22 protein-coding genes are annotated in these 25,014 nt (G+C 56.6%); 11 read left to right on the plus strand and 11 right to left on the minus strand.

The window, feature by feature from the left end:
• Positions 1-5: 5 nt before the first annotated feature.
• Positions 6-986, minus strand: coding sequence for a 5-dehydro-2-deoxygluconokinase (gene iolC / locus AC2FLA_RS14705; protein WP_496723117.1), 981 nt, complete (start codon positions 984-986; stop codon positions 6-8).
• Positions 987-1,101: 115 nt separating this feature from the next.
• Here iolC and AC2FLA_RS14710 point away from each other — a divergent pair, with 115 nt between their 5' ends.
• Entirely contained in the window at positions 1,102-2,205 is a 1,104-nt protein-coding gene (locus AC2FLA_RS14710) for a Gfo/Idh/MocA family protein (RefSeq protein ID WP_496723119.1), read from the plus strand.
• Positions 2,206-2,244: 39 nt separating this feature from the next.
• Entirely contained in the window at positions 2,245-3,378 is a 1,134-nt protein-coding gene (locus tag AC2FLA_RS14715; RefSeq protein ID WP_496723121.1) for a Gfo/Idh/MocA family protein, read from the plus strand.
• Here the strand turns inward: AC2FLA_RS14715 and AC2FLA_RS14720 are convergent, their stop codons facing one another.
• From AC2FLA_RS14720 to AC2FLA_RS14730, 3 genes are all read right to left on the minus strand, one after another.
• Entirely contained in the window at positions 3,379-4,377 is a 999-nt protein-coding gene (locus tag AC2FLA_RS14720; protein ID WP_496723123.1) for a LacI family DNA-binding transcriptional regulator, read from the minus strand.
• A gap of 268 nt (positions 4,378-4,645) precedes the next feature.
• Positions 4,646-5,485 (minus strand): hypothetical protein, encoded by an 840-nt coding sequence (locus tag AC2FLA_RS14725; RefSeq protein ID WP_496723124.1) that lies wholly within the window; start codon positions 5,483-5,485, stop codon positions 4,646-4,648.
• 74 nt (positions 5,486-5,559) lie between these two features.
• Positions 5,560-6,474, minus strand: a complete 915-nt coding sequence (locus AC2FLA_RS14730; protein ID WP_282152132.1) for a LysR family transcriptional regulator — start codon at positions 6,472-6,474, stop codon at positions 5,560-5,562.
• Between the two features lie 100 nt (positions 6,475-6,574).
• On the opposite strand from AC2FLA_RS14730, the gene AC2FLA_RS14735 reads away from it, so the two are divergent.
• The 4 genes from AC2FLA_RS14735 to AC2FLA_RS14750 all read left to right on the plus strand — a co-directional run bounded on the left by AC2FLA_RS14735 (position 6,575) and on the right by AC2FLA_RS14750 (position 10,691).
• Positions 6,575-7,534, plus strand: a complete 960-nt coding sequence (locus AC2FLA_RS14735; protein WP_496723126.1) for a tripartite tricarboxylate transporter substrate binding protein — start codon at positions 6,575-6,577, stop codon at positions 7,532-7,534.
• 69 nt (positions 7,535-7,603) lie between these two features.
• Positions 7,604-8,071: a tripartite tricarboxylate transporter TctB family protein gene (locus tag AC2FLA_RS14740; RefSeq protein ID WP_496723128.1), complete on the plus strand. Its 468-nt coding sequence runs from the start codon at positions 7,604-7,606 to the stop codon at positions 8,069-8,071.
• Between the two features lie 6 nt (positions 8,072-8,077).
• Entirely contained in the window at positions 8,078-9,592 is a 1,515-nt protein-coding gene (locus tag AC2FLA_RS14745; RefSeq protein WP_496723130.1) for a tripartite tricarboxylate transporter permease, read from the plus strand.
• On the plus strand, positions 9,585-10,691 hold the full coding sequence (locus AC2FLA_RS14750) for a lyase family protein (protein WP_496723132.1): 1,107 nt from the start codon (positions 9,585-9,587) through the stop codon (positions 10,689-10,691). The genes AC2FLA_RS14745 and AC2FLA_RS14750 overlap by 8 nt, the downstream gene beginning before the upstream one ends.
• A gap of 63 nt (positions 10,692-10,754) precedes the next feature.
• Here the strand turns inward: AC2FLA_RS14750 and AC2FLA_RS14755 are convergent, their stop codons facing one another.
• From AC2FLA_RS14755 to AC2FLA_RS14765, 3 genes are read right to left on the minus strand one after another with little or no spacing between them, the layout of a single operon-like run.
• Positions 10,755-11,531, minus strand: a complete 777-nt coding sequence (locus AC2FLA_RS14755) for an enoyl-CoA hydratase-related protein (RefSeq protein WP_496723133.1) — start codon at positions 11,529-11,531, stop codon at positions 10,755-10,757.
• 2 nt (positions 11,532-11,533) lie between these two features.
• Positions 11,534-12,847 carry a ferric reductase-like transmembrane domain-containing protein gene (locus AC2FLA_RS14760; RefSeq protein WP_496723135.1) on the minus strand — a complete coding sequence of 438 codons (1,314 nt, stop codon included), beginning with the start codon at positions 12,845-12,847 and terminating at the stop codon, positions 11,534-11,536.
• Entirely contained in the window at positions 12,847-14,472 is a 1,626-nt protein-coding gene (locus tag AC2FLA_RS14765; protein ID WP_496723137.1) for an amino acid adenylation domain-containing protein, read from the minus strand. Before AC2FLA_RS14765 ends, AC2FLA_RS14760 begins: the two co-directional genes overlap by 1 nt.
• A gap of 153 nt (positions 14,473-14,625) precedes the next feature.
• On the opposite strand from AC2FLA_RS14765, the gene AC2FLA_RS14770 reads away from it, so the two are divergent.
• The 5 genes from AC2FLA_RS14770 (at position 14,626) to fcl (ending at position 19,710) form a co-directional block, all read left to right on the plus strand.
• Positions 14,626-15,456: a DUF6502 family protein gene (locus tag AC2FLA_RS14770; RefSeq protein ID WP_496723138.1), complete on the plus strand. Its 831-nt coding sequence runs from the start codon at positions 14,626-14,628 to the stop codon at positions 15,454-15,456.
• A 2-nt stretch (positions 15,457-15,458) separates the two neighbouring features.
• Positions 15,459-16,328 (plus strand): DUF5666 domain-containing protein, encoded by an 870-nt coding sequence (locus AC2FLA_RS14775; protein ID WP_496723140.1) that lies wholly within the window; start codon positions 15,459-15,461, stop codon positions 16,326-16,328.
• Positions 16,329-16,461: 133 nt separating this feature from the next.
• The gene (locus AC2FLA_RS14780; RefSeq protein ID WP_496723142.1) at positions 16,462-17,469 is read left to right on the plus strand and encodes a phytanoyl-CoA dioxygenase family protein; all 1,008 of its coding nucleotides are present in this window, start codon (positions 16,462-16,464) and stop codon (positions 17,467-17,469) included.
• Between the two features lie 128 nt (positions 17,470-17,597).
• The gene (gene gmd, locus AC2FLA_RS14785; protein ID WP_496723144.1) at positions 17,598-18,722 is read left to right on the plus strand and encodes a GDP-mannose 4,6-dehydratase; all 1,125 of its coding nucleotides are present in this window, start codon (positions 17,598-17,600) and stop codon (positions 18,720-18,722) included.
• Positions 18,723-18,732: 10 nt separating this feature from the next.
• Complete coding sequence (gene fcl, locus AC2FLA_RS14790; protein ID WP_496723146.1) at positions 18,733-19,710, plus strand: GDP-L-fucose synthase; 978 nt, start codon at positions 18,733-18,735, stop codon at positions 19,708-19,710.
• Between the two features lie 33 nt (positions 19,711-19,743).
• On the opposite strand, the gene AC2FLA_RS14795 is transcribed toward fcl, so the two are convergent.
• The 4 genes from AC2FLA_RS14795 to AC2FLA_RS14810 all read right to left on the minus strand — a co-directional run bounded on the left by AC2FLA_RS14795 (position 19,744) and on the right by AC2FLA_RS14810 (position 25,009).
• Positions 19,744-20,883: a DUF2793 domain-containing protein gene (locus tag AC2FLA_RS14795; protein WP_496723148.1), complete on the minus strand. Its 1,140-nt coding sequence runs from the start codon at positions 20,881-20,883 to the stop codon at positions 19,744-19,746.
• Between the two features lie 184 nt (positions 20,884-21,067).
• On the minus strand, positions 21,068-21,961 hold the full coding sequence (gene galU / locus AC2FLA_RS14800) for a UTP--glucose-1-phosphate uridylyltransferase GalU (RefSeq protein WP_282169450.1): 894 nt from the start codon (positions 21,959-21,961) through the stop codon (positions 21,068-21,070).
• A gap of 311 nt (positions 21,962-22,272) precedes the next feature.
• On the minus strand, positions 22,273-24,078 hold the full coding sequence (locus tag AC2FLA_RS14805) for an ABC transporter ATP-binding protein (protein ID WP_496723149.1): 1,806 nt from the start codon (positions 24,076-24,078) through the stop codon (positions 22,273-22,275).
• A gap of 1 nt (position 24,079) precedes the next feature.
• Positions 24,080-25,009 (minus strand): ABC transporter permease subunit, encoded by a 930-nt coding sequence (locus AC2FLA_RS14810; protein ID WP_496723151.1) that lies wholly within the window; start codon positions 25,007-25,009, stop codon positions 24,080-24,082.
• Positions 25,010-25,014 lie beyond the last annotated feature (5 nt).

A 25,014-nucleotide genomic window follows, 5' to 3' on the forward strand; every position in this document is an offset into this window, starting at 1 on the left:
GTTTCCTATGTCGTTGGGCCGGGATGAGACGCAAGAAACGCGTCCAGTTCCGACGTTGTGGGCATGGCCGGGGCGCAGCCGGGCTTGGACACGACGATTGAGGCGCAGGCTGAGCCGCGCATAACCGCTTCTTTAGGCTCGCTTCCAGCGGCGATCGAGGCCAGCAGGCCGGCCATGAAACTGTCGCCAGCGCCGTTGGGTTTGACGGCCTCTACCGGATAGATGCCGGTTTCGATTTCCTGACTATCCACCAGAGTTACCGCGCCTTTTTCGCCCATCTTATAGATCACGATCCGGCCCGGTTTCGCCGCCAACTCCTTGGCTTTAGCGAAGCCTTTGTCGATGCCGCCGGCCATGAACCCAAATTCTTCGTCATTGCCGACGATTAGATCGCTTGCTTCGCCCGCGCGCGACAGGACTTCGGCGGCAACCTCAGGTGATGGCCAGCTGTAGGGACGGTAGTCTATGTCAAAAATTACCGGCAACCCCGCCTTGCGGGCGTTGTCGAACGCGCGAAACGTGGCGCTGCGCGAGGGTTCAGCGGCAAACACCGTTCCGGCAGATATCACGGCTGAAAATTTGCCGTAGTCGACCTTGTCCATGTCATCCTCGGTCACCTGAAAGTCGACTGCGCCGTTGCGGTAGATGACATTCTGAAATTCTTCGATCCGGCTTTCGTAAACGGCCAGAGACATGCGGTATTCACCACAGACGACGCGGATATAGGACGTGTCTACACCGTAGTGAGCAAGTTTATTCAGGCAGAAGCGGCCAACCGCATCATCTGAGACCGAAGTGATCAAGGATGCCTGGCTGCCCAGCTTGACCAGCCCCGCGCAGATATTTGCCGATGACCCGCCCAGATCGGCGTGAAACGTGTCGGCGTCTTCGCTTTTAACACCAACGGGTTCGGCATACAGGTCCATGCCCGCGCGTCCAAAGACCGCGAACCGGTTTCCTTTGATACCGTCTATCAAAGCGCTCACGTCATGTCCTCCGGCAAAAATGGGCTGGCGAGGATCGTTGGTCCTTGCGTTGAATCGATTCACACGATACTGATTTTGCAACCGGTTGCAAATACATTGTTCGGAGCCGTTGCAGATGCCTGAAATCGGAATTGGAATAATCGGCGGTGGCTATATGGGCAAAGCTCATTCAGTCGCGATGTCAGCCGTAGGCGCAGTGTTCAACACAGCCTTGCGGCCACGACTTGAGATGATCTGCGCCTCCACACCCGAAAGCGCCGAGCGATACCGCGCGGCTTACGGCTTTCGTCGCGCGACCTCGGATTGGTCAGTGCTGGTCAATGACCCGGCAGTGGATGCTGTCGTGATTGCCTCGCCTCAAACAACGCACAGACAGATTGCAGAGGCCGCGTTAGCCTTGGGCAAGCCTGTGTTGTGCGAAAAACCCCTCGGATCTTCTTTGGATGATGGGCGCGCAATGGTTGCCGCGGCCGAAGCCACGGGCGTCACCAATATGGTCGGGTTCAACTACGTCAGAACGCCCGCAACACAGTTTGCCCGTCAGTTGATCGCCAACGGTGAATTGGGGGACATAACCTGGTTTCGCGGCGAGCATACCGAGGACTTCTATGCCGACCCCGACGCCCCGGCTACATGGCGGACGTCCGGAATGGCCAACGGCACGATCGGGGATCTTGCCCCACATATGATCAACGGTGCTTTGGCCCTGATCGGTCCGATTGTCGAGGTTATGGCCGAAGTCGAAACGGTTCATAGTGAACGCCCAGGCGGCACTGTCACCAATGATGACCACGCGCAGATCATGTGCCGGTTTGCCGGTGGTGCGATGGGCAATATCTATGTCAGCCGCATCGCGACAGGTCGAAAGATGGGCTATGCCTATGAAATTACAGGCACCAAAGGCGCAATCCGGTTCGATCAGGAAGATCAGAACGCCCTGTGGCTTTATCGACGCGAAGGACCAGAGGAAGAAAGAGGTTTCACTAAGATCCTGACGGGTCCGGCGCACCCCGATTACGAGCCTTTCTGTCAGGGCCCCGGTCATGGAACAGGTTATCAGGACCAGATCATCATTGAGGCCAAAGATTTTCTTGAGGCCATTTACACTGGCAAATCAATCTGGCCCACATTCCGAGATGGGCATGAGGTCAACTGCGTTCTGGCCGCCGCGTTGAAATCTTCAGAGCAGCGGCAGTGGCAGGACGTCAGTACCGTCTGAACACAAAAACTAAGAGATCATCTAAGAGAGACGAGAACCATGGCAAAGCTGAAATGGGGCATGATTGGTGGTGGTGAAGGCAGTCAGATCGGACCCGCACACCGGTTAGGAGCGTTGGCGGATGGGATGTTTGAATTCGCTGCGGGTGCTTTGGATCACCGACCCGATGTTGGGCGGGAATATGCGCAAAGATTTGGCGTGGCGACGGATCGCGCCTATGGCGACTGGCAGGAAATGCTGGCCGGGGAAAAGGACCGTCCCGACCGGGTTGATCTGGTGACAATCGCCACTCCGAACTCCACCCACTTTGAGATTGCCAAAACGTTCCTTGAAGCCGGGTTCAATGTGCTTTGCGAAAAGCCAATGACAATGACCGTGGAAGAGGGCCAAGAGATCGTTCGCGTCGCAGAGGCCTCGGGCAAGATTTGTGCCGTGAACTATTGCTATTCCGCTTATCCGATGGTGCGCCAGGCGCGCGCGATGGTTCGCGCCGGGGATATTGGCAAGGTTCGCCTAGTTGTGACGAATTTCAGCCATGGCCACCATGGCGACGCGACTGACGCCGATAACCCTCGGGTGCGGTGGCGCTATGATCCAGCGATGGCCGGCGTGTCTGGCCAGTTCGCAGATTGCGGTATCCATGCGCTGCACATGGCCAGTTTCATCAGTGACGATGAAGTCAAAACCTTGTCTGCAGATATGGCGTCTACGATTTCAAGCCGCGAACTTGAGGACGATGCCATGGTCAACTTCCGGACCGAAGGCGGTGCTGTCGGGCGGTTGTGGACCTCTTCAGTGGCAATTGGGCGTCAGCACGGGTTTGATATTCAGGTGTTTGGCGAAACCGGAGGCCTTCGCTGGACGTCCGAGCAACCCAATCAATTGATCTATACGCCTGTCGGTGGCCGTACACAGATCATCGAAAAAGGCGAGGGCGGTCTTCACGACGATGCGCAACGATTGTCCCGTGTGGCGATTGCCCATCCCGAAGGGTTCCCGCTGGCCGTGGCCAACATCTATTGCGATCTTGCCGACGCTATTCGCGGAGAGGCGCGTGATGGTCTGCCGACACCTGCCGACGGAGTGCGGTCGATCGCAGCCGTGCATGCCGCAGTGGCGTCTGCGAAAAATGACGGGGCATGGACGGACGCGCGCCCACCGATGTTTCGCTGATCAGGGTCGGGGCCGCAATGTGCCCCGCTCGATCACACGGCAGGGGAAAATACGGGCCTCGGGGTAACGCTCGGGGTCTTTCAGCATCTCTTCGACCAGATCGACGGATGCGGTAATGATTTGTTTGATCGGCTGATGAATCGTCGTCAGGTCCACGCTTTCCCAGCGCGACATTTCCATGTCGTTCAGGCCGATGATGCCGATGTCTTTGCCCGGTTTCAGCCCGTGATCGGACAATGCGGACAGGGCACCTATGGACAGAATATCGTCGCCGCAAAAGTACCCTTCTGCAGGGCCTTCCGCCAGTTGCTGAAGCATTTCTTCTCGCCCGGCTTCAAATGAATAGGCGCCTGCGAAGCAATGCGTCACTTCGAGTTCCGGGTGCTTTTCAACTTCTTCCATGAAGCCGCGATACCGATCCATCGCTGATGTCGCATCTTTCGGGCCGCCCAGATAGCCGATACGGCGATACCCCCGCGACGACAGCTCGCGCGCGGCCATGCGCCCGCATTCGACGTTGTCTATGCCTACAACATGCACTTCAGGTGACGTCGCTGATCGACCGAAAGTGTGCACTACCGGAACGCCTGCATCGTGGAACGCTTTGGCAAAGCTGGGCGGCAAGGTAGATGAGGCGACGATGGCAGCATCCACAGAATACTGCCGCAGCATTCGGACCGAATTTGTCGGCTCGGTTTCATCGGTCAGGTTCACGATCAGCGGACGTAGGCCGCGTTCCTGCAGGGCGCGGGTGAACTGGTCAAAGACTTCAAGAAAAATGGGGTTGTGGAAGTTGTTGGAAATCAGCCCGATCAATTTGGTCCTGCCGGTGGTGAGGGATGAAGCCAAGGCGTTTGGGCTGTACCCCAGTTCGGCCGCAGCCTTTTCCACCTTGTTCCGTGTCTTTGGCGAGACGGATGCGCCTTCGGTAAAGGTCCGCGATACGGCAGAGCGAGATACACCGGCCAGTGCGGCCACTTCTTTTAGGGTCACACTCATGGCTGGCACCGATGGGTTCGGGGATGGCTTGCAGTCAAATTCATGGGAAAATACTACGCGCTATTGCGCCGGGTTTGCAATCGGTTGCAACGCTGAGCTGAAAAGACGTTGGGTTCCTTGCAGAAGGGCATGCCAAATCTCAGACATTCCGACTTGGATGCAATCTGTAAGTCTAGGCGCTGTATCGAAGGGGGTTTCGGCAGGCGCATCGCATTTAACAACCCTGACATTGCGTGGCCAGCAACTTGAGAATACCCCTTTTCCGACCTCATTGAAGCAATGACCATTCAAAGCGGTTATCTCCGCACATATCAGCCTGAACACGTATTGCCCCGCTTTTGGTGGGCGCAGTGGCGTTTGCTCCTTCTTTGACTGGTGACAAGGGTGTTGTCGTCCATCGCAGTCTTTGTTCAGGGGTAACATGCTTAAGTGGGCGCTGCAGACTGGGTTCTTCGTAAAAAACGGGGCAGTGGGGCGCATAAACGTTCAGGGACGTCATCTTGTACGCGGTGAACTCATCAAACGGCTTACTCCGTTTTATGGTCGCCCGCATAGAATACCGCCACGCATCCAGACCTGCTGGTGACACATAGAGAATAGCTATTGCACCGACCATAGAATGCAGCCTCAGCCAATTACTGTTCTCAGTCGAAGCGAGTGCAAGGTTGTAATGCGCGCGGTGGCCGAAACGTTGAACATAGCGACGCATCCAGGGAAAGCAGCCGAAGGGCGAAACCCCCAAATAAACGACGTCCGCATCTTTTGGGATTTCAGGAATGGTCAGGTCTTCGGTCAACGCGGAGACATCATCCTCCAGAACCAATGCCGGGAGCGTTTTGAGTGACTCAAGCGCTGCAAGGTGGGCGCGAGCGCAGTTTAAGGCATGGCTTTGTCCGGCGTTGCCTTCTGAAAATGAAAAACTGATGCCGTGCTTGTTCATCAAGTTGGTCATATGAAGCCGTCTGCTATTGTTATCGGGTAAATTGATTACCCGGCAGTCTGCGGCGATTGCGCTCAACTTTTTCATTTTGGTGTCCGTCAGCTGCGCCACGCAATTCGCGCAGCCGATGAATGATTGTGGATCAGGGGTTTCAAGATGCTTGAGCATTGGCTCTGTTGCAATCGTTGCTTTGGCCTAGGCGGGGCTTGGGACATGGACCTGAATCCGCCTGACATGGACTGTCAGGCAAGAGACAAAGTTGGGCTGTTCTTGCATAGCTCGGACGCCTGCCAAAACAGAACATCCTCAAAATCCTGAAGCGCCTGTGATTTCTCCTGCGTCGCGGGGTACAGCAGGCCAAAGGTCATCCACCGCTCTGGTGCGATCGGAACCAGGGCCAGACGTTCTTTTGTTTCCTGTGCTGCGACCAGTTCGTCGGCAATCGTGATGCCAGCACCTTCGGCGACAAGCGAACAGGCAAGCTGGGACGCCGCGACTTCGCAGGTATGTCTGGGATTGACGCCCGCAGACCGGAAGATGTCATCAAGCTGTTCGCGTAATAGAAGCCCGTTCATCAGCCGAATGACCGGCTCGCGGGCGAGATCAGTGGCGGTTACCGACTTGCGATCAGACAATGCATGCGCAACAGGCAAAACGGCCTGCGCCCGCACCCGCAGCAGGGGTTTTGTTCTGACGCCCGGATGCTCGACCGGCAATGCCCCGATGCCGATGTCATATTCACGACCGGCAAGCCATTTGCTGGCCTCGCGCCGCGCCCGGATATCCAGAGTTACGTTTGTATCAGGGTGGGCTTGTAAAAACATCGCAAGCGCCGGTGCCGAAATGGCCCTTGCGATACGCGGCATCGTGACCACGCGCAGTGTTTCCGTACGTCCGGCTTTGATCTCTGCGGCGATGCGAGGCACTTCATCAAGGTTGTCCAGGATACGCCCCGCTTCGCGGTAGAACGCCAAACCTTCACGCGTTGGCGTCAAGTTGCGGCCGCTGCGGTCAAACAGGGTCAGGCCCAATTCTGCCTCAAGCCCAGAGATCAGTCGGCTGATTGCAGGCTGGCTCAGGTGCAGGATTTCAGACGCGGCAACCAGCGTTCCTTCTGAAAGGGTGGCACGAAAGGCGCGAAGGGCTTTTATATTCATCAGGCAGACTCTTTACTATTTTGCAAGATAAGATAACATCTTTGCATTTTTATTAACACTAAATTTAAACTAGATTAGATCGCATCTTAGGGAGGATGCTATGAAGCGTAGAACAATTCTCACTGCTGTTCTGGCGGCAGTAACCGTGACTGCAACAGCAACAGCAAGTTTCGCAGCCGACTGGCCGAAACGTCCGATCAACCTGGTTGTTCCATACAAAGCCGGCGGCGGTACAGACGCTTATGCCCGCGCTATTTCGGCAGCAGCCGAAGGGATTCTGGACGTTCCAGTTGTCGTCGTGAATAAACCCGGCTCGGGTGGTCTGAATGGTGCGAACTCGGTCGTGGGTGCACGCCCCGACGGCTATACTTTGATGATGACGTCGGGCGGTTCGTTCCTGTTGTCGACCATGACACGTGACACCGATATCGATGCTCTGGACAGCTTTGAGTTTGTTGCTCAGGTCGGTCAGCTGCAAACGTCGCTGATGGTGCCGCTGAACAGCCCGTTCGAGTCCGTTCAGGACGTGATCGACGCGGCCAAAGCCAACCCCGGTCAACTGCGTTGGGCCCATTCGGGTCGCGGAGGCTTCCACCACGTTGGTGGCATGGGCTTCCTGGCCAGTAACGGCATCGAAGCTCAGGACGTACCGTTCAAAGGTGGCGGGCCGACCCGTGCTGCTCTGATCGGTGAACAGGCTGACTTTGGTTTCCTGGGTGTTCAGCAGCTGGCAGGGTTTGAAGAGCAGCTTCGCGCCTTGGCGGTTAACAGCCAAGAACGTGATGGCATCATGAAAGACGTGCCTGCGTTTGGCGAACTGGGCATTTCGTTTGCCGCTGTTTCTTCGCCAGTGATCGTTTTCGCCCCGAAAGGCACACCGGCCGAGGTCGTTGCCGCGATGGAAACTGCGCTGGAGCAAATCGCCGCGAAACCCGAATTTGCCGAACTGCTGGCCTCGCGCGGAACAGGCCCGGTCTATCAGAATGGTGCGGACGCTAAAGCAACGCTGTCTGCCATGAAAGAGGACGCCGCTCCCCTGGTCGAAAGTCTGACCAACTAAAGTCCTCGGGGCCGGGTGGATATTCTTCCCCCGGCCTTTTTGTATCTAACGCAATCAGGGAGGAACGATATGCGCGCCTATGCAGAAGGCCTTGTGCTTGCCCTTATTTCCATCGTTGCCATTTGGGGCGCCTGGCAAGTGCCAGCAGCCTCGCCGGGGGATACCTGGGCTGGCATCGTACCATTTTCAGCATCCATCGCACTGCTGTTTCTTTCCGGCCTGTTACTGCTAGGTGCCACTCGGCAAACGGCAGGCGATACCGGTCAGGAACAGGATAGCGGAGCAACCCTGCAGATCATCGGCCTGTTCGTCATCGCCCTGATCTATCAGCAGTCATTCCGCTGGTTTGGCTATCTTTTGCCAACGGCGATCGCTGCGCCGGTTGTTTTGTACTTCTTCGGAGTTCGCAGCTGGATCGGTCTGGCGGTTTCCGTCGTTCTGTGCCCGTCGATCTTCCACCTCATCTTTTTTGTGCTGCTTGGTGTGTACCCGCCTTATGGCGAGGTCTTTGACCTGCTCAGCTGGATACAGGGGTAAATCGTCATGGAAATTTTTCCCGCACTTCTTTCGGTCATAACCGACCCCAGTTTGCTGTTTGCCATCGTGCTGGCCGCAGCTGTGGGCATGGTCGTTGGGGCCACGCCCGGTCTGACCGCATCGGCAGCGATTGCGATGCTGCTGCCCATCACCTTTTACATGTCGCCACTATTCGCGCTCGCCTTTCTGTATGTGATCGGTAAGTCCGGTCGCTATGGCGGCTCGATCGCGGCAATTTTGTTCAACACGCCGGGCACTGCAGCCAGTGCCGCGACACAGATTGACGGTTATCCCCTTGCACGCGCCGGTCAGGCCGGCAAGGCGATGAAGGTCGCGACCATATCATCAGTCATCGGTGACCTTATGGGGGATATCCTGCTGGTCGTCGGTGTCGGTTTCATTGCATCTATTGCCCTAAAGCTTGGCCCGCCCGAAACCTTTGCGATCTACTTTGCAGCCTTCGTGGTCATCGGCTCGGTCATCGGCAGCTCAATCGTCAAAGGATTGGCATCTGCCCTGATGGGTATTTTGATCGCCATGGTCGGATTGGACCCAATCTCAAGCGAAGAGCGCTATACCTTTGGCTCGTTTGACCTGTCCAACGGGATTGGACTTGTGCCCCTGATGATCGGCGTATTCGTTTTGGGCGAGGTTTTTGCCCAGTTGGAAACGCGCCGCAAAGCAACCGGTGAAACTAAAGAAAATGAAAGCACGGAAGACGGCAACAGCCTGACATGGGAAGAGTACAAACCTTGCTTGCCCCATGCGTTCCGTGGTGGCTTCATCGGTGCAGGCATCGGTGTGCTGCCAGGTCTGGGTTCGGCTATTGCGGCCTTCATTTCTTACGGTGAAGGTAAACGCCGCGCCAAAAACCCCGAGAAGTGGGGCAAGGGCGCGCTGGAAGGTGTCGCAGCACCCGAAGCCGCAAACAACGCGGTGTCCGGTCCGTCGATGGCCCCGCTGCTGACGCTGGGCATCCCGGGTTCGACAATTGGTGCAATCCTTTTGGGTGTTTTCCTGATCCACGGCATCCAGGTTGGACCAACCCTGTTCCTGACCGACAAAGAGCTGGTCTATAAGCTGTTCGCCTGCGGGATGCTGGGCATCGTGGCCTATGGTCTGATCGGTTATTTCGGTGCCACTCAGGTTGCACGAATTATCCTGAAGATCCCGACCAATGTCCTGTACCCGCTGATCTTCCTGACCGCGTTTGTCGCAGCGTATTCTGCACGTGGATCAATGTTTGACGTCACGGTCATGACCTGTGCGGGCTTTGCCGGCTGGTTGATGCGCAAATACGACTTCAACGTTGCGGCATTTGTCATTTCGTTCGTGCTGGCCAAAGGTGCTGAAGAGACATTCCGTCAGTCGTTGCTAATGTCGGAAGGTGGTGCCCTGATCTTCGTTGAACGTCCGATCGCTCTGGCCTTCCTGGTCATCGGCGCAGGGGCAATTGCATTCCGCGTCCGCGGGATCATGAAAGAGCGCAAGATCGCGAAGGGAGCGTTGGAAGATGCTTGAGCACTCCCTCTATCGCGACTGCTTTTCCAGCGCCGATATGCGGTCTGTCTGGTCGGAACACGCCACGATCTCGGCCTGGTTGAAGGTTGAACAGACGCTGGCCCGTCACCAGGCGCTGGAAAACCTGATCCCGCAAGAGGCTGCAGATGCGTTGGATGCGGTGTCGGTCTGCAATCTGGATACCGAGCGGTTGCACGAAGACATGATGCTTGTCGGGCGCCCGATCGTTGGTCTGGTCGAACAATTGCGAAGGCAGGTCGGCGAGCACGCGACAAAAGTCCACTACAGGGCGACAACGCAGGACATTATGGACACTGCACTGGCCCTGCAAATGAAGATCGGTCTGGAGCACATCCAGACCGGACTGCAAAGACTGACCACCGCTATTGAGCAACACATCGATCAGCTTGGTGACACTGTCATGATCGGTCGCACGAATGGCCAGCATGCCTTGCCTATTCGGGCCGAAACCAAACTGACCGTCTGGAAAGTTGAACTGCAGCGGCGGGCACAAGCGTTGGAAGAAGCAGGCGTTCGCGGCCTGAATGTCCAGATTGGTGGCCCCGTTGGCGATCTGCGCGGTTACGAAAACGGGACCGGGCATCGCATCAAGGAAGGTGTTGCAGCCACCTTGGGTCTGAACATGGTGGAACCCCATTGGCAAAACGCCCGTGACGGGCTTGCCGATGTTGTAACTGCGCTGGGTGGGTTGTGTGCGACGCTGTGCAAGATCTCGCATAACGTCAATCTGTTGTCCTCATCGGATATTTCCGAATGGTCCGAGGTGCATGAAGCCGGTAAAGGTGCGTCTTCGGCCATGGCGCACAAACAGAACCAGCGCGCGTCAGAATTCGGAGAGGCCGTAGCCCGGCTTGGACGACAGCGGGCCGAGCAAATCGGCGAATTCACCACCCATCAACACGAACGTTCGGGTGGTATGTGGATTGGCGAATGGATCGTTATTCCCGAGACGTTCTTGCTGACGTCGGGCGCTTTGTCATGGGTCGAAACGATCTTTGCGAACCTGGTTGTGGATTCTGAATCCATGGCCCGCAAGGTTAACGACTTTGAGTATAGTACGGCTGGGAAATCGCACTGAAGCGATAAGACTGGTCATATCACCGCTCATTTCTCGAGCGGTGATTGACGATGCGGGATATGATCACTGGGTCCTGCGCCTGAATTGGGGCTTTCGCTTTTCCAGAAAGGCATTCATGCCTTCTTGTTGGGCCGGCAATCCATAAAGCGCGTGATACATCTGCCGCTCGAACCGCACACCCGATTCAAGTGTGCTCTGGTCGGCCATGTTTACGCAAGTACGCGCCATACTGACGACATCATCAGCGTAATCTGCAATGGTTTCGGCCACCTCTTGCGCGGTGTCCAAAAGGGTATTCTGCGTGACAACCCGACTGACCAGGCCCATCTGCAGCGCCTCTGACGCGTCGATCATGCGCCCGGTCAGGATCATGTCCATAGCTCTGGCACGGCCGATCAACCGCGTAAGCCGCTGTGTGCCGCCAATCCCGGGAATGCAGCCGATTTTGATTTCGGGCTGACCGAATTTGGCAGTGTCCGAGGCCAGAATGACGTCACACATCAGCGCAACTTCACACCCGCCGCCCAGGGCATAGCCACTGACCGCTGCCACCTTGGGCAGGCGAAGCGCCGCAAACCTGTCCCATTCGGCAAAGTAGTCACTTGCCTGCATGGTCGCGTAGTTTTGCACCGCAAGCTCGCCGATATCTGCCCCGGCGGCAAAAGCACGATCATTGCCCATAAGGATCAGGCAGCCGATGCCGGCGTCCTTGTCGAATTCGGTGGCGGCGGTCAGCACCTCATGCATGAGTTGTGTATTCAATGCGTTCAGCTGATCGGGCCGATTGAGGCGGATCGTTGCGACCCGCCCCCGTGTTTCGGTTTCGATTGTCTCAAACATGATCAGCTATCCCAAATTGCGCCATAGGCGGGAATGCCAAGGCTTTCCAAGTCATGCACAACCTTGCGGGTCAGCTTTTGGTTCGAGATCACGATAACCGCCTCTGCCCCACTTTCGCGAACAGCTTGCAAGGCAAGGGCCGAAAGGTTCGGTTTGCCGTCTTCGTCGGTGTCCCAGATCAAAGGCTGCTCGGTATTTGCTTCGATCTCGTCAACTAACGCGTCACCATAGGTTTTGCGCGGGCTTCGGGTGGACCATATCAGGCGGTTCGGCACCTCTTTGGCCAACAGATGCGGCAGGATCGGCCCAATGCCCGAACCGGTGCCCACATACACCACTTTTTTGAAAAGCACCTCGATCCGCGCCACACCTGATGTTGTGATACCCTTGACCCAAACCTTGTCTGGCGGGTTGTCGATAAAACGTCCGGTCCAGTCCCCGGCGCGGCTGATGGCCAATCGGTAACCCGGCTGGTTCGGGGACGGGATATTGGCGAATGAGTGATACTCGCCAAACGGGGTGTGGCTGATCGCGTTCGAGCTGCCGGGGAATGGCGTATCCCCATAGTCGAAATGCGCAATTACCGCATGGTTTGACGGCTTTTCAATCCTGACATCGACGCGTTTCAGTGTCAGCCATGGCGACAGGATCGACAAGGTGATCAGGCAGAGCATCCAGAAGGCCGGGCTGTGCAACAACATGCCCCCCATGTCATTTGTGATCGAGATCGTCTGCGCCCAAAACAATCCTAAAACCGTCCAGCCGACAAAGCGGTGCGTTTTCTCGAACGCATTGTGAAACCGCGCGCGGATCGGGCCGAGGGCCGATATCACCATCAATGTCATCAAGACGACCATTGTCGTGCTCAGGCCCAGTGTCAGGTCTGAGGGCACGGCGTCTCCGTTGGAGCGGTTCCAAATTATCGCAAACAGAAGAAAGCCGAACCAGATGGTCCCAATGACGGTGCCGCCGGAATGCAACCCGCCAAAGTGGAACACCTTTCCGGCCCCCCAACGGATCCAAAGTGGCCACGACGTGGGAATGCGGGTGGCCAGCCAGAACAGGGCGTTGACCACCCGCTGTTGCCGGATCAGGATGCCGAGGCTGAGGTTGATCAGCGCCATATCCGCAATCGGGCCGAGCGTGAACGCGTTATCTGCGAACCAAGTCCCATCGCGCAATCCAACCACGAAGACGGCCAGATTCAGCAATGCAACAAGCATTACCAGGCGGCGGTATTCCATCAGGGCCGGGTGGCGGGTCACCCGCCGCCAATTCAGGCCGCCTGTGTCAAGATTTGTCGTCTGCGTCGTCATCAGTTCAACTCCGCACCAGTTTTCGCGATATGGGTGCGCGCCAGATCCAGCAATAGACGCTTGTCCAGCTTGCCGCGCGGAGTGCGGGGCAGCGTGTCCATCGGGACCACAACGGCGGGGCTGCAGTAGTATGGCAAACGATCCGAGACGGATTGCGCCGCCTGCTTGGGGCAGGCCGACAACGGTGAGATAAAGCTGACCAGATTGCGGCTGTCATATTGCAAAGTCACCGCCTGCTGACAGCAGGGCGAGGCCTCAAGCGCGGATGTAACACCGTCCAGCTCTACCCGGAATCCGCGCACCTTGACTAAGTCGTCAACGCGCCCGAAATGCTCAAGCTCACCGGTCCTCGTCCAGCGTCCCAGATCACGGGTGCGGAACATCATATGCCCCGGCCGAAATGGGTCGGGTTGGTAACGCTCGGCCGTCAGTTTGGGGTTGGCGAGGTAACCGGCTGTGACGCAATCGCCGCCAGCCCACATCTCGCCCTTTTCGCCGATAGGCAAAGGGCGCAGGTTTTCGTCCAGAACATAAACCGTGTTGTTCGGTGTTGGGCGCCCAATCGACAGAAACGGTTTGTCGGGGTGATGCGGCTCGGCTGTATTGATGATGGTGGTCTCGGTCGGACCACAGGAATTGTAAAAGGTGCAAAAGGTTGACCAGCGATCTGCCAGCGGGCGGGGGCAGGGTTCGCCCGCTACGGCGACAGCTTTGACCTGCGTGCAGCGGGTCTGGTCCAGCGCATTCAGGATCGAAGGCGTGGCGATCAGCACATCCACCTTCTCGGCCGTTTCCTGAATCGATTTGGCACGGATCACCAAAGTTGCGCCATTGGACAAAGCGCCAAGGATCTCCCACGCGGCCATGTCGAATGAGATTGACAGGATCTGTCCGACCCGCAAGCCCGGTCGCATCCCCAGATCCCCGGGGGCGGTCAGTAAGATATTGGCCAGGTTCCGATGGCTAACTTGTACGCCGTTTGGAACGCCGGTTGTGCCGGACGTGAACAATATCATCGCCAAATCGTCGGGGCTGGCCCGATAAGCAGGGCCGGGGGCCGGGGCGTTCAGCATCGGGTCGAACATCGTCGTATCAATTGTGATCAGGGTCTGGTCCAATCCAACGGGGATTTGATCTGCCAGTTCGCTCAGGCTGAGGATGATTTTTGCACCAGTTACATTCGCAACATGGCGTAAGGTTTCCGTCGGCGCGACACCGACATGCTGCGGAATATAGGCGGCCCCAAGCTTTATGGCGGCGACGATACCTACGACCATTTCGACCGAACGATGCAGGAACAGGCACACCGCGTCGCCGCGTTTCACGCCATGGGCTCGCATGACATTCGCCAATCGGTTCGAGGCCTCGTTGAGCGCCCGGTAGCTAAGTTTATGGTCCGCAATTTCCACCGCGGTGGCATCGGGCTGAATCAGCAACGTCTGGCGCAGCGCGTCGGCGATGGTGGCATGGCGGGGCGGAACCTGCGGCCCCCAGCCAAAGGATAGAAACAGCTTTTGATCTTCGGGGCTGAGCGCGTCCAGCGCACCCGGTTTTTTTGTGCGGGTAAAATCGGTCTGAGACAGGGGGGGGTAGTTTGTCTGGGGATCGGTTGCGATAAGGTGCATGGCATTCTCCAGTTCAAGAAGGGGTCACACCTTAGTGATAATGGGAAAAATTCCCATTAAAGATCACATTCGATCACATTTTGAACACGAAAGCGTTGAATTCGTTAATTCTAGGAAAATGTTATCAACTACCAATCCGTGACGAGTTCCCAAATGTCGAATGATCCCAAACCTCCTCTTGAAACCGCGCTGTCTGCGTTGCTGGTCCCACTGGCGCAGGCAATGGTTGCGCATGGGGTCACGCTTGGCACCGCGACCGAAGCTCTAAAACTGGCCTTGCTGACAGCAGCTGAGCAAAGCACGGACGGAAAACTGAGCGACAGTCGCGCCAGTCTGATGACGGGTCTGCATCGCAAAGACGTCAAAAGGCTGCGCAACACCGACGATGATGCCCCTTTGAAACGCAATTGTAATGCGGCGGCACTGGTCATCAGCTATTGGTCGACGACGCCCGAATTTCTGGACGCTTTGGGCGAGCCTCGGATTCTGAGCCGTAAAGGCGACGAAACTGGCCCGGGATTTGATGATCTGGTGCGGCGGGCGCGTGTGGACATGGCCCCAGGTACCGTTCTGGAAACCTTGGTCGATCAAAAGAATGTGGAACAGGTCGGAAAAGGCGAGCTTCGCTTGTTGTCCCAAGCATTTCTTCCGTCTGCGGGCAGCGCTGAACAAGTGGCGGCCTACGAGGCGACGCTGTCTGCGCATTTGGCAGTGGCAACAAAGAACCTGCTGGCAGAACCGGATGCTCCACGCAATTTTGACCGTGCGGTGCGGTATTCTCATCTGTCGTCAGAATCGATTGAAGAGTTGCGTCAATTCTCGTCAGACCGGGCGCAAGCGCTGCTGCAAGAGATCAATTCCCTGGCCCGCGAGCTGCAGGATAAAAACAGTGATGGCGATCACAGCGGTCGGTTTGCAGCGGGCGCTTTTGTCCTGCCCTCGCCGCAAAAAGCGCAAAGTAAAAACCCGAAAGAGGATGAGTAAGTATGGGTGTGTTTCTTCGTGTGCTCGCGGCGTTTTTCATGGTGTCTTGGCTGCCTGCTCCGATTCAGGCCGAAGACAAAGGTGAAACTGATCGTGAAGGTGGCATTATCGGCACCGGTATCGTGGGCACGATCACCCATCTGGGCAGCATCCATGTGAATGGGCAGCATATTCTGTTCGATGACGAGATGCCGGTTGCCGACTCGGTTCCACTGATCACTGCGGGCGAGTTGAAGCCGGGTCATACCGTTGCGGTTATTGTAGCGCAGGAAAATGGCGGGTGGCACGCAAAACACATCCGTCAAGTCCTGCCTCTGGTCGGACCAGTGTCCAGCGTGCAGGACGGTAGGGTGTCGGCTCTTGGGACGAACGTTGTGTACGAAGGGTCAATTGACATTCAGGTCGGCGATTGGGTCGCCATCAGCGGATTGTGGCAAGGTCAGTCAGTGCGAGCTTCACACATCGAAAAACTGACAAGCAATGGGCACGATGCGCGGTTGTCCGGCACATATCTTGGGTCTGACCCTCAGGCCCAAACAGTGATCGGGGCAAGCGTTGTCAGTGGGCTTGAGCCGCAACATCTGTCGCCGGGTGATCTTGTCCGGGTCATCGGGCAGCCAACACGCGGCGGGATCAGGGCCGAGCGTCTGGAAGCCGGTCTGTTCGCCGGTGCGGTCGGCGTTGTTCAGGTTCAGGGCTATTACTCGGAACCCCAGCCCGGCGGGCTGTATACGGTGCTGGGAAGTGGCTTGATCGCCTATAGCGATCAGCCCGAGATGATAGACCCGAACACCCTTGTTATCCGCTGCGGCGATGGCAGCGGGCTGGTGAATGTAGGCAGCATAGGTGCATTCGCTCAACTGGGATGCTGAAACGTGAACTCTGGTTTTGGCTTTCGGGCGACACGTTTGATCCGGGAGGGTTTAGTCGTGCCCTCAATCTAATCATAGGGTCTGATCCGTGTGGATCCAGCCGGAGTTTTGAAAGCACGAAAGCGTTTCAGAAATGAAACGCGAGGTGACTTGCCCCAAAGGCAAAGCTGAACTTATCGTCGCAGGTAGGATAAGCGCCCTGCGGGCAGCGCAGGGTAAAACTCTGGGAAAGCAAGTTTTCGAGAAGGTATACCAGATGTCTGAAAGCACCCCAACGCGTGACGTCGTACTTAGCCAGGCGCAATCCGACAAATATTGGGAGGATGGGTTTCTTTTCCCGCTAACCATCTTTTCCGAAAACGAGGCCGCCGAAACCCGAGCTGAGCTTGAGCGGATAGAACAGGACTGGCTTGGCGCAGACCTGCCCTTGCCGCTGAACACTTACAAACGGGTCAATGCGCATCTGGTGATGCCGCTGGCGGCACAGGTCGCGATGAATCCTCGTGTTCTGGATGTGGTCGAAGGTGTTCTGGGGCCGGACATCATGGTCTGGTCCGCCGAGTTCTTCATCAAAGAGCCCCACACCGCCCACACCGTTGGGATGCACCAGGACTTGACCTATTGGGGGATGGGTGAAACCCCGGATCAGGTCACCGCCTGGATTGCGCTGTCGCCGGCAACGGTTGAAAGTGGGTGTATGGATTTTGTGCGCGCCAGCCACAAGAACCCGATCCTTCCCCATAAGGACACGTATTCTGACACTAATCTTCTGTCGCGCGGACAAGAGGTTGCGGTGGATGTCGCCGAGGAGGACAAGACCCGCATCGAATTGGCACCGGGGCAGATGTCTCTGCATCATGGGCTGACGATCCACGGTTCGGGTCCCAATCAATCGGGTGACCGGCGTATTGGTCTTGCGATCCGCTATCTTAACCCGAATGCCAAGCAACTGGTGGCCGAGCGAGACTATGCCATGCTGGCGCGCGGGCAGGACGGCCAAAGCAATTTTGTTCATGTCGAGCCACCAACCGAGTTGTTTTCTGCTGATGCGCTCGCGCTATACGACAGGGTTCGCAGCGATCAAAGCGCAGCGCTGGCAGAAGGTGCAAAAGGCTCAGTACCGTTATATGCGTCGTCCTGAAGCGCTTGCGCAAACGATGGTCAACTGCAGTTGAATCAGAGCCCAACCGTGGCGCAGGGTTGCATTCAGGGGTATATTGCTGTTTCTGAGGCGGCGAAAAGCAAATCAGATATTCTCGGATCGCGGCTATGACAAAAACAGCATTGGTGACTGGTATTACAGGGCAGGACGGATCTTATCTTGCTGAGCTATTGCTGGAAAAAGGATATGAAGTCCATGGGATCAAGCGCCGTGCATCTTCGTTCAACACACAGCGCATTGACCACATTTATCAGGACCCGCATGTGCCCAATCCGCGCCTGCACCTGCATTACGGTGACCTAAGCGATACATCAAACCTGACGCGCATCATTCAAGAGGTTCAGCCGGACGAGGTGTATAACCTTGGCGCACAGTCCCACGTGGCGGTCAGTTTTGAATCGCCTGAGTATACCGCTGATGTCGACGCAATCGGTACGTTGCGCCTGCTCGAGGCGATCCGCTTTCTGGGTCTTGAGAAAAAGACACGCTTTTATCAGGCGTCCACGTCCGAACTGTACGGATTGGTCCAAGAAACACCGCAACGCGAGACAACGCCGTTTTATCCGCGTTCGCCTTATGCGGTGGCCAAGCTGTATTCCTATTGGATTACAGTGAACTACCGCGAAGCGTATGGCATGTATGCGTGCAACGGCATCCTGTTCAATCACGAAAGCCCACGCCGGGGCGAAACCTTTGTGACGCGCAAGATCACCCGTGGTCTCTCCAACATTGCACAAGGTCTTGAGAGCTGCCTTTACATGGGCAACATCGACAGCCTGCGCGACTGGGGTCACGCCAAGGATTACGTCCGGATGCAATGGTTGATGCTGCAACAGGACGCCCCCGAGGATTTTGTTATCGCAACGGGTGTACAGTATTCAGTGCGGCAATTCATCGAATGGTCCGCCGCTGAACTGGGCGTGACGCTTGAATTCTCAGGCACAGGCGTCAATGAAATCGCCACGGTCAAATCCGTCGAAGGCGATAGTGCACCTGCATTGAAAACTGGTGACGTGATCATGCGCATCGACCCGCAATATTTCCGCCCGGCCGAAGTGGAAACATTGCTTGGCGATCCTTCGAACGCCAAAAACAAACTGGGCTGGGAGCCGGAACTGACGGTTCAGCAGATGTGCGTTGAAATGATCACCGAGGACCTGAAGACAGCCAAACGTCATGCCTTGCTGAAACAGCATGGTTACGAATTGCCGGTCACTCTGGAAAATGGCTGAGGCAGGCGGCATGCGTAAGATCTACGTCGCCGGGCATCGCGGCATGGTTGGCGGCGCAATCCTGCGTCGCTTGCAAGACCGTCAAGCATCAGGTGAGGCGCTGGAACTTGTAACACGGACCCATGCGGAACTTGATCTGACCAATCAGGCCGCTGTCGCCGATTTCATGCAGGTCGAGTGCCCAGACGTTGTCATTCTGGCGGCGGCTAAAGTCGGCGGAATCCATGCCAACAACACCTACCCGGCGGATTTCATTTACAAAAACCTGATGATCGAGTGCAACGTGATCCATCAGGCGTTTGCCGCGGGGGTCAAAAACCTGCTGCAATTGGGCAGTTCCTGCATCTATCCGCGCGCTGTGCCGCAGCCAATGCGCGAAGATGCCCTGCTGACAGGTGTGCTAGAGCCGACAAACGAACCCTATGCCGTGGCAAAAATTGCCGGAATTAAGCTGTGTGAAAGCTACAATCGGCAGCACGGCGTGGATTACCGTTCCGTGATGCCGACAAACCTGTATGGACCTGGTGACAATTTTCACCCTGAAAACAGTCACGTCCTGCCCGCCCTGATCCGCCGATTTCACGAGGCACGCCGGGATGGGCTGGACGAAGTTGTCATCTGGGGCACGGGCAAGCCCCGGCGCGAGTTTCTGCATGTTGACGACATGGCTGCGGCGTCTTTGTTCGTAATGGACCTGCCCCGTGCTGCGTATGAGGTCAATACCCAACCCATGCTGAGCCATATCAATGTGGGATGTGGTGAAGATATCTCAATCGCGGAACTGGCGGCGATGGTGGCAAAGATCACCGGGTTCACCGGGCGGATTACGCAAGACGTCAGCAAGCCGGACGGTACCATGCGAAAGCTGATGGACGTTTCCCGGCTGGCCGACATGGGATGGCGCGCGACTATCAGGATCGAAGACGGTATTCGCGAAACCTATGCCTGGTTTCTAGAGCAACCCGAGGCAGAACTTCGCGCGAAGTGACCGCCCGGACACAGATCCGGGCAGTCTGGCGGATCAGAACCAGCGGCCAATTGCTATGGCCGTTGGAGGTAAAGCCGTCGCGTCAGAAGCAGACGAAAGAACTTTGTACACGACCTGAGTTTCGGACGGTTCATCAAAGCCCATGAACCTGTTGATCGCGCCCCCACTGCCGCTGATTGCCGGGTTGGTGCCAGTAGCAAAGGCAGCCGGGAAAACCCATGTTGCAGACGAGCTCGCATACAGTGCACCTTCGGTGTTTGTGCAGGTCGTTGCATCCAGTGAAGCGGTGCAAATCTGGGTACCATCAGCAAACCGAACGAAATCACCACTCGGTGTGGCTCCTCTTTCAATCACAGCGCCGGTCGGGGTTCCGCCGCTTTGCGTGACCGCCCCCAAAAGATTTCCGGGCCCATAGCCATAGTCAGCCCGCATCAGACGGCCCGCAGTTGTATCTTCCGCGCTGTTTTGCACGGCCGTGCCAGAGGCTACCCCGGACGTTGGATCAAAGCTCAGCGCTTCGGACCAATTATTCCCATCCGGCGAGACCTTGATGGAAAAGCCTGTGCTACCGGACAGACCCATTTCCGCATGTCCGGTCCAGTTGGATTGAAACAAAAGGGATGCAGTCTCACCCGCATTTGCCTTATTGATCTTCAGTTGATGCCCGGCACCCTCGTGGCTTAGCAAGGTTGCCGGCGCGCGCACTGACAGACGATTGGTCGTGTCGTGCCCGGTGGCAATTCCGACGCCTGGCAGGTTCTGCGTCGTGGTCGGGGGTTCGATCCATGCCGACCCGTCCCAAATTGTCAGACGACTATTCTCCCGGTCCCACGCGCGCCAGCCCGATTTGGGCGCTATGAAATGCCAGCCATTGTCTAACCAAGCTGCAAGTTCTCCCGCATGATCCGACCAATCGCCGGAGGGCGTCGACCCAAGGGCATAAAGCTCACCCTGCGCCGGAACTGCGGGCGGCGTCGAGGCATCAGTAGACTCAATGCAAAGCTGGACGACCAGATCAAGGCGTCTCAGGGCTTCATTATGCGTGACGTGCTTTTGCGCTTGCGACGGTTGCAGGAATGGCAGGTTCAATCTGGGCGAATTTTGGGACAAAGGGCATTCTCCGTTGGTTGTCGGATCGACAATTGCGTTGCGCGCCAGACTGCCGCGCCTCACATGAATCCCGCCTGACCGATACGAACGCTCGGTTAATATCGTGCCAATATTTTGCCTGAGCGATGGGCTGTCCAATCACCCCAGGGCTTTTGATCTACACCGAAAGAAAAAGGCAAACTGCAATGCCTGCAGTTTGCCCTTAATTCGATACCGTTTACCTCGGTTTCGAGGCCAAAATCCCTGGTTACTGGGCTGCCTGACCCGTGGCGACAACGTCGTGCAGGTATTTTTGCAAATCCTCTCGAAGGTCATCGCGCGCCAGCGCAAACGCGACTGTTGCCTGCAGGAAACCCGCTTTGGACCCGCAGTCAAACCGCTGGCCGTCGAATTTGTATCCGAAAACCGGGACACCGTTTCTGATGTCTTCGGCGATTGCGTCCGTCAGTTGAATCTCGCCGCCACTGCCCAGCTTGTTCTGATTAAGGTTGTACAGAACCGATGGGCGCAGAATGTAACGACCGATTACTGCCAGATTGGACGGTGCTTCCTCGGGTTTCGGTTTCTCGACCATGCCGCGCGCGCGCACCGCTGTTCCGATGTTATCGCCCACATCCAAAACGCCGTAAGAGCTTGTCTTTTCCGGGGGAACTTCCATGGTGGCAACCATATTGCCGCCAGTTTCCTCATAGGCTTCTATCATCTGCTGCAAGCAGGGCTTTTCCCCTGCGATGACGTCGTCGGGCAGCATGACCGCAAATGGTTCGTCTCCAATCAGGCGGCGTGCGCACCACACGGCGTGACCCAAACCCAAAGCTTTGTGTTGCCGGATATAGGCGATAGCCCCGCTTTCCATGTTGGTCGCATTTAGCGTTTCCAACAGGTCGTCTTTGCCTTTTTCCTTAAGCGTTTGTTCAAGGATTTGGTTGTGGTCAAAATAGTCCTCAAGCGCTGACTTTCCGCGGGACGTTACAAAAATGAATTCGGTAATCCCGGCCGCCCGAGCTTCGTCGATTGCGTATTGAACCAGCGGGCGATCGACCAGGGTCATAATTTCCTTAGGTACCGATTTTGTCGCGGGCAGAAAGCGAGTACCAAGACCCGCAACCGGAAAAACCGCCTTTGTGACCTTACGTGCCATGCTACCTCTCAGCAAAAAGTCTTGTCCGTATGAAAGTGTTTTGTCGACGCCACCTCATAGTGTGCGCGGTTAAAACAATCAACGCAAATAGGCAAAGCCGGTCAACTCCGAGAGATCGTGCCACCGTTGAAATCGGAAGTCAAAATGCTGTGTTCATGCCGGCTATAACTTAGGCTCGGAAGTTGCATTATTTAGGGCAAAGAGGATGAATTAGTACACATTGGACACGGTGGCGAAACAAAAATGAGTCGCCGAAACAACCAAAAACGAACCTGCCCCGAAGGCAATTACTTGCTTCGGGGCGGGCTGGTTTATGCCTTTGCCATGATCGCCTCAAGCGGGTCGTGCTCGGCCACAAAATGATTGGGTTTCACTTCGCTAAGTTGCGGAACGTAGTCATTCTCGCCAGCCGCCAAACGACTTGGCAGGAAACGCAACGCGGCTTTCGGATCCATCGGTGAGGGCAGCTCGCCCGGCAATTTTAGGCGTGTGCGACTGCGCTCCACGTCCGGGTCCGGAATTGGCACGGCCGAGATCAGCGATTTGGTGTACGGGTGGATCGGATCAGAACAGATCACTTCTCCGTCGCCCAGTTCCACGATCCGGCCCAGATACAATACCATGATCCGGTTAGATACCGCCCGCACAACCGACAGATCGTGACTGATGAAGATCATCGACAGACCGAACTCCTGCTGCAACTCGCGCAGCAACTCCACGATCTGCGCCTGAATTGACACGTCCAGCGCGGACACTGCTTCGTCGCAGATGATCAGCTTGGGCTTGTTGATCATCGCCCGTGCAATGCCGACGCGCTGGTTCTGACCGCCCGAAAGCTCGTGCGGATAGCGGTTGATCATGTTGGCCTTCAGGCCGACCCGTTCCATCATTTCGGCGACCAGCTTCTTGCGCTCCCGCTCAGTCAGGTCAGGGCGATAGGTCTTCAGCGGTTCCGCAATTGAGGCCGAGATGGTCATACGCGGATCAAGGCTGGCCAGCGGGTCCTGGAACACGATTTGCAAGTCCTTGCGGTACTTGTTCAACTCGGCCCTTCTAAGACCGACAATTGGATGGCCCAGCCAGCTGACATTGCCGGCGCTGGGTTCGATCAGCTGCAGAACAGCCCGTGCCAGAGTGGACTTTCCGCAGCCCGACTCGCCCACGACGCCCAATGTTTCACCCTTGCGGATGTCAAAACTGACACCATCGACGGCTTTCAATGGTACTTTGTGCCCGAACAAACCGCCCGAGACGTGGATTGGGAAGTGCACTTTGACGTCGTCGACTTTCAGCAGTGGCTCATCGATTTTTTCCAGCGCCTTGGGTGCGTCACCGGCGTCGATGCGGGGCATCGCGGCCAGCAAAGTCTTGGTGTAGTCGTGTTTAGGCGCCCGGAAGATTTCACGCGTCTCGCCGGCCTCAACGAATTGACCCAGCCTCATGACCTGAACGCGGTCGCACATACGGGCCACGACACCCATGTCATGGGTAATCAGCGCAATTGCGGTGCCTTCGTCCTTTTGCAGGCGTACCATCAGGTCCAGAATGTCGGCCTGAACGGTTACATCCAGCGCCGTTGTCGGTTCATCAGCGATCAAGAGCTTTGGGTTACACAGCATCGACATCGCGATCATGACCCGTTGGCGCATACCGCCGGAAAGCTCATGCGGGTATTGATCCAGACGGCGTTTGGCCTCAGGGATACGCACACGGTCAAGCCATTCAAGACAGCGCGCCCGAGCAGCCGATCCTTGCAGCCCTTCGTGAACCTGCAGAACTTCGCGCATCTGCTGGCCGATCCGCAGGTGCGGGGTCAGGGCGGTCAGGGGATCCTGAAAAATCATGCCGACATCGTCGCCACGGATCTGGTTCAGCTTGTTCACCGGCAGGTTCAGAATTTCTTGACCGTTCAGCATGGCGGAACCGGTTGCCTGCCCTGCAGGTGGCAGCAGGCCCATCGCGGCCATGAATGTCTGGCTTTTGCCGGACCCGCTTTCACCCACGATACCCAGGCATTCGCCGGGATTGATGTCAAAACTGATGCCTTTGACGGCCTCAACAACGCCGTCGGCGGTGTTGAACTGGACGCTCAGGTCTTTTACGGAAAACAGGCTCATATCAGCGATCCTTCGGGTCCAGAGCGTCGCGTAAGCCGTCACCAATGAAGAACATGGTGATGATGATTGCGACGTAGAATGTCAGTGGGAACAACAACTGCCACAGTGTGCCATAGCCCATCGTCCCGGCCCCTTCGGCGATCAGTCGACCCAGCGAAGTGTAGGGTTCAGAAATCCCAAGGCCGAGGAACGAGATGAAACTTTCAGTCAGGATCATCTCAGGCACCAGTAGCGAAGCATACACAATCACCACGCCAAGAAGGTTGGGCAGGATATGGCGGTACATGATGGTGAATTCGCTGACCCCAGCTGCGCGTGCGGCCTCGATGAACTCTCGGTTCTTCAGGGTCAGGGTTTGCCCCCGGACAATTCGTGCCATCGTCAGCCAACCAACCGCACCAAGTGCGATGAACAGCATGACGAATGATCGACCCGCGACAACCAGCAACAGGATGATGACCAGAGTTGCCGGAATGGCCAGCAGGATATCGACGAAGCGCATCATTACGCCATCAGTACGGCCACCGATATACCCTGCAGCAATACCGTAACATGTACCGACGATCAGAGCGGTCGCGGCACCGATCAGACCCACCAGCAGCGATGTTGTCGTCGCCTGAATGATGCGGCTGTATAGATCGCGCCCAAGATCGTCGACGCCGAAGAAATGTCCAGTCTCTGCGGACGGCATTCCCATGCCGCGCACGTCGCCCATGACATTCCAGTCGATTTCCTCGTTGCTCCAAACGGCAAAGTAGGGGCCAATGATCGTGAACAACACGATCATCGCCAGAATGAACAGGCTCGCCATGGCCGCCTTGTTGCGAACAAAACGCATACGTGCGTCCTGCCAAAGTGAACGCCCCTGAATGACCGTGTAATCGGTGATATTATCGGCCAGGTGGGCGGCTTTTTGTGATTTACCAAGCATTGCCA

Source organism: Ruegeria sp. CDSA033, assembly GCF_059612305.1.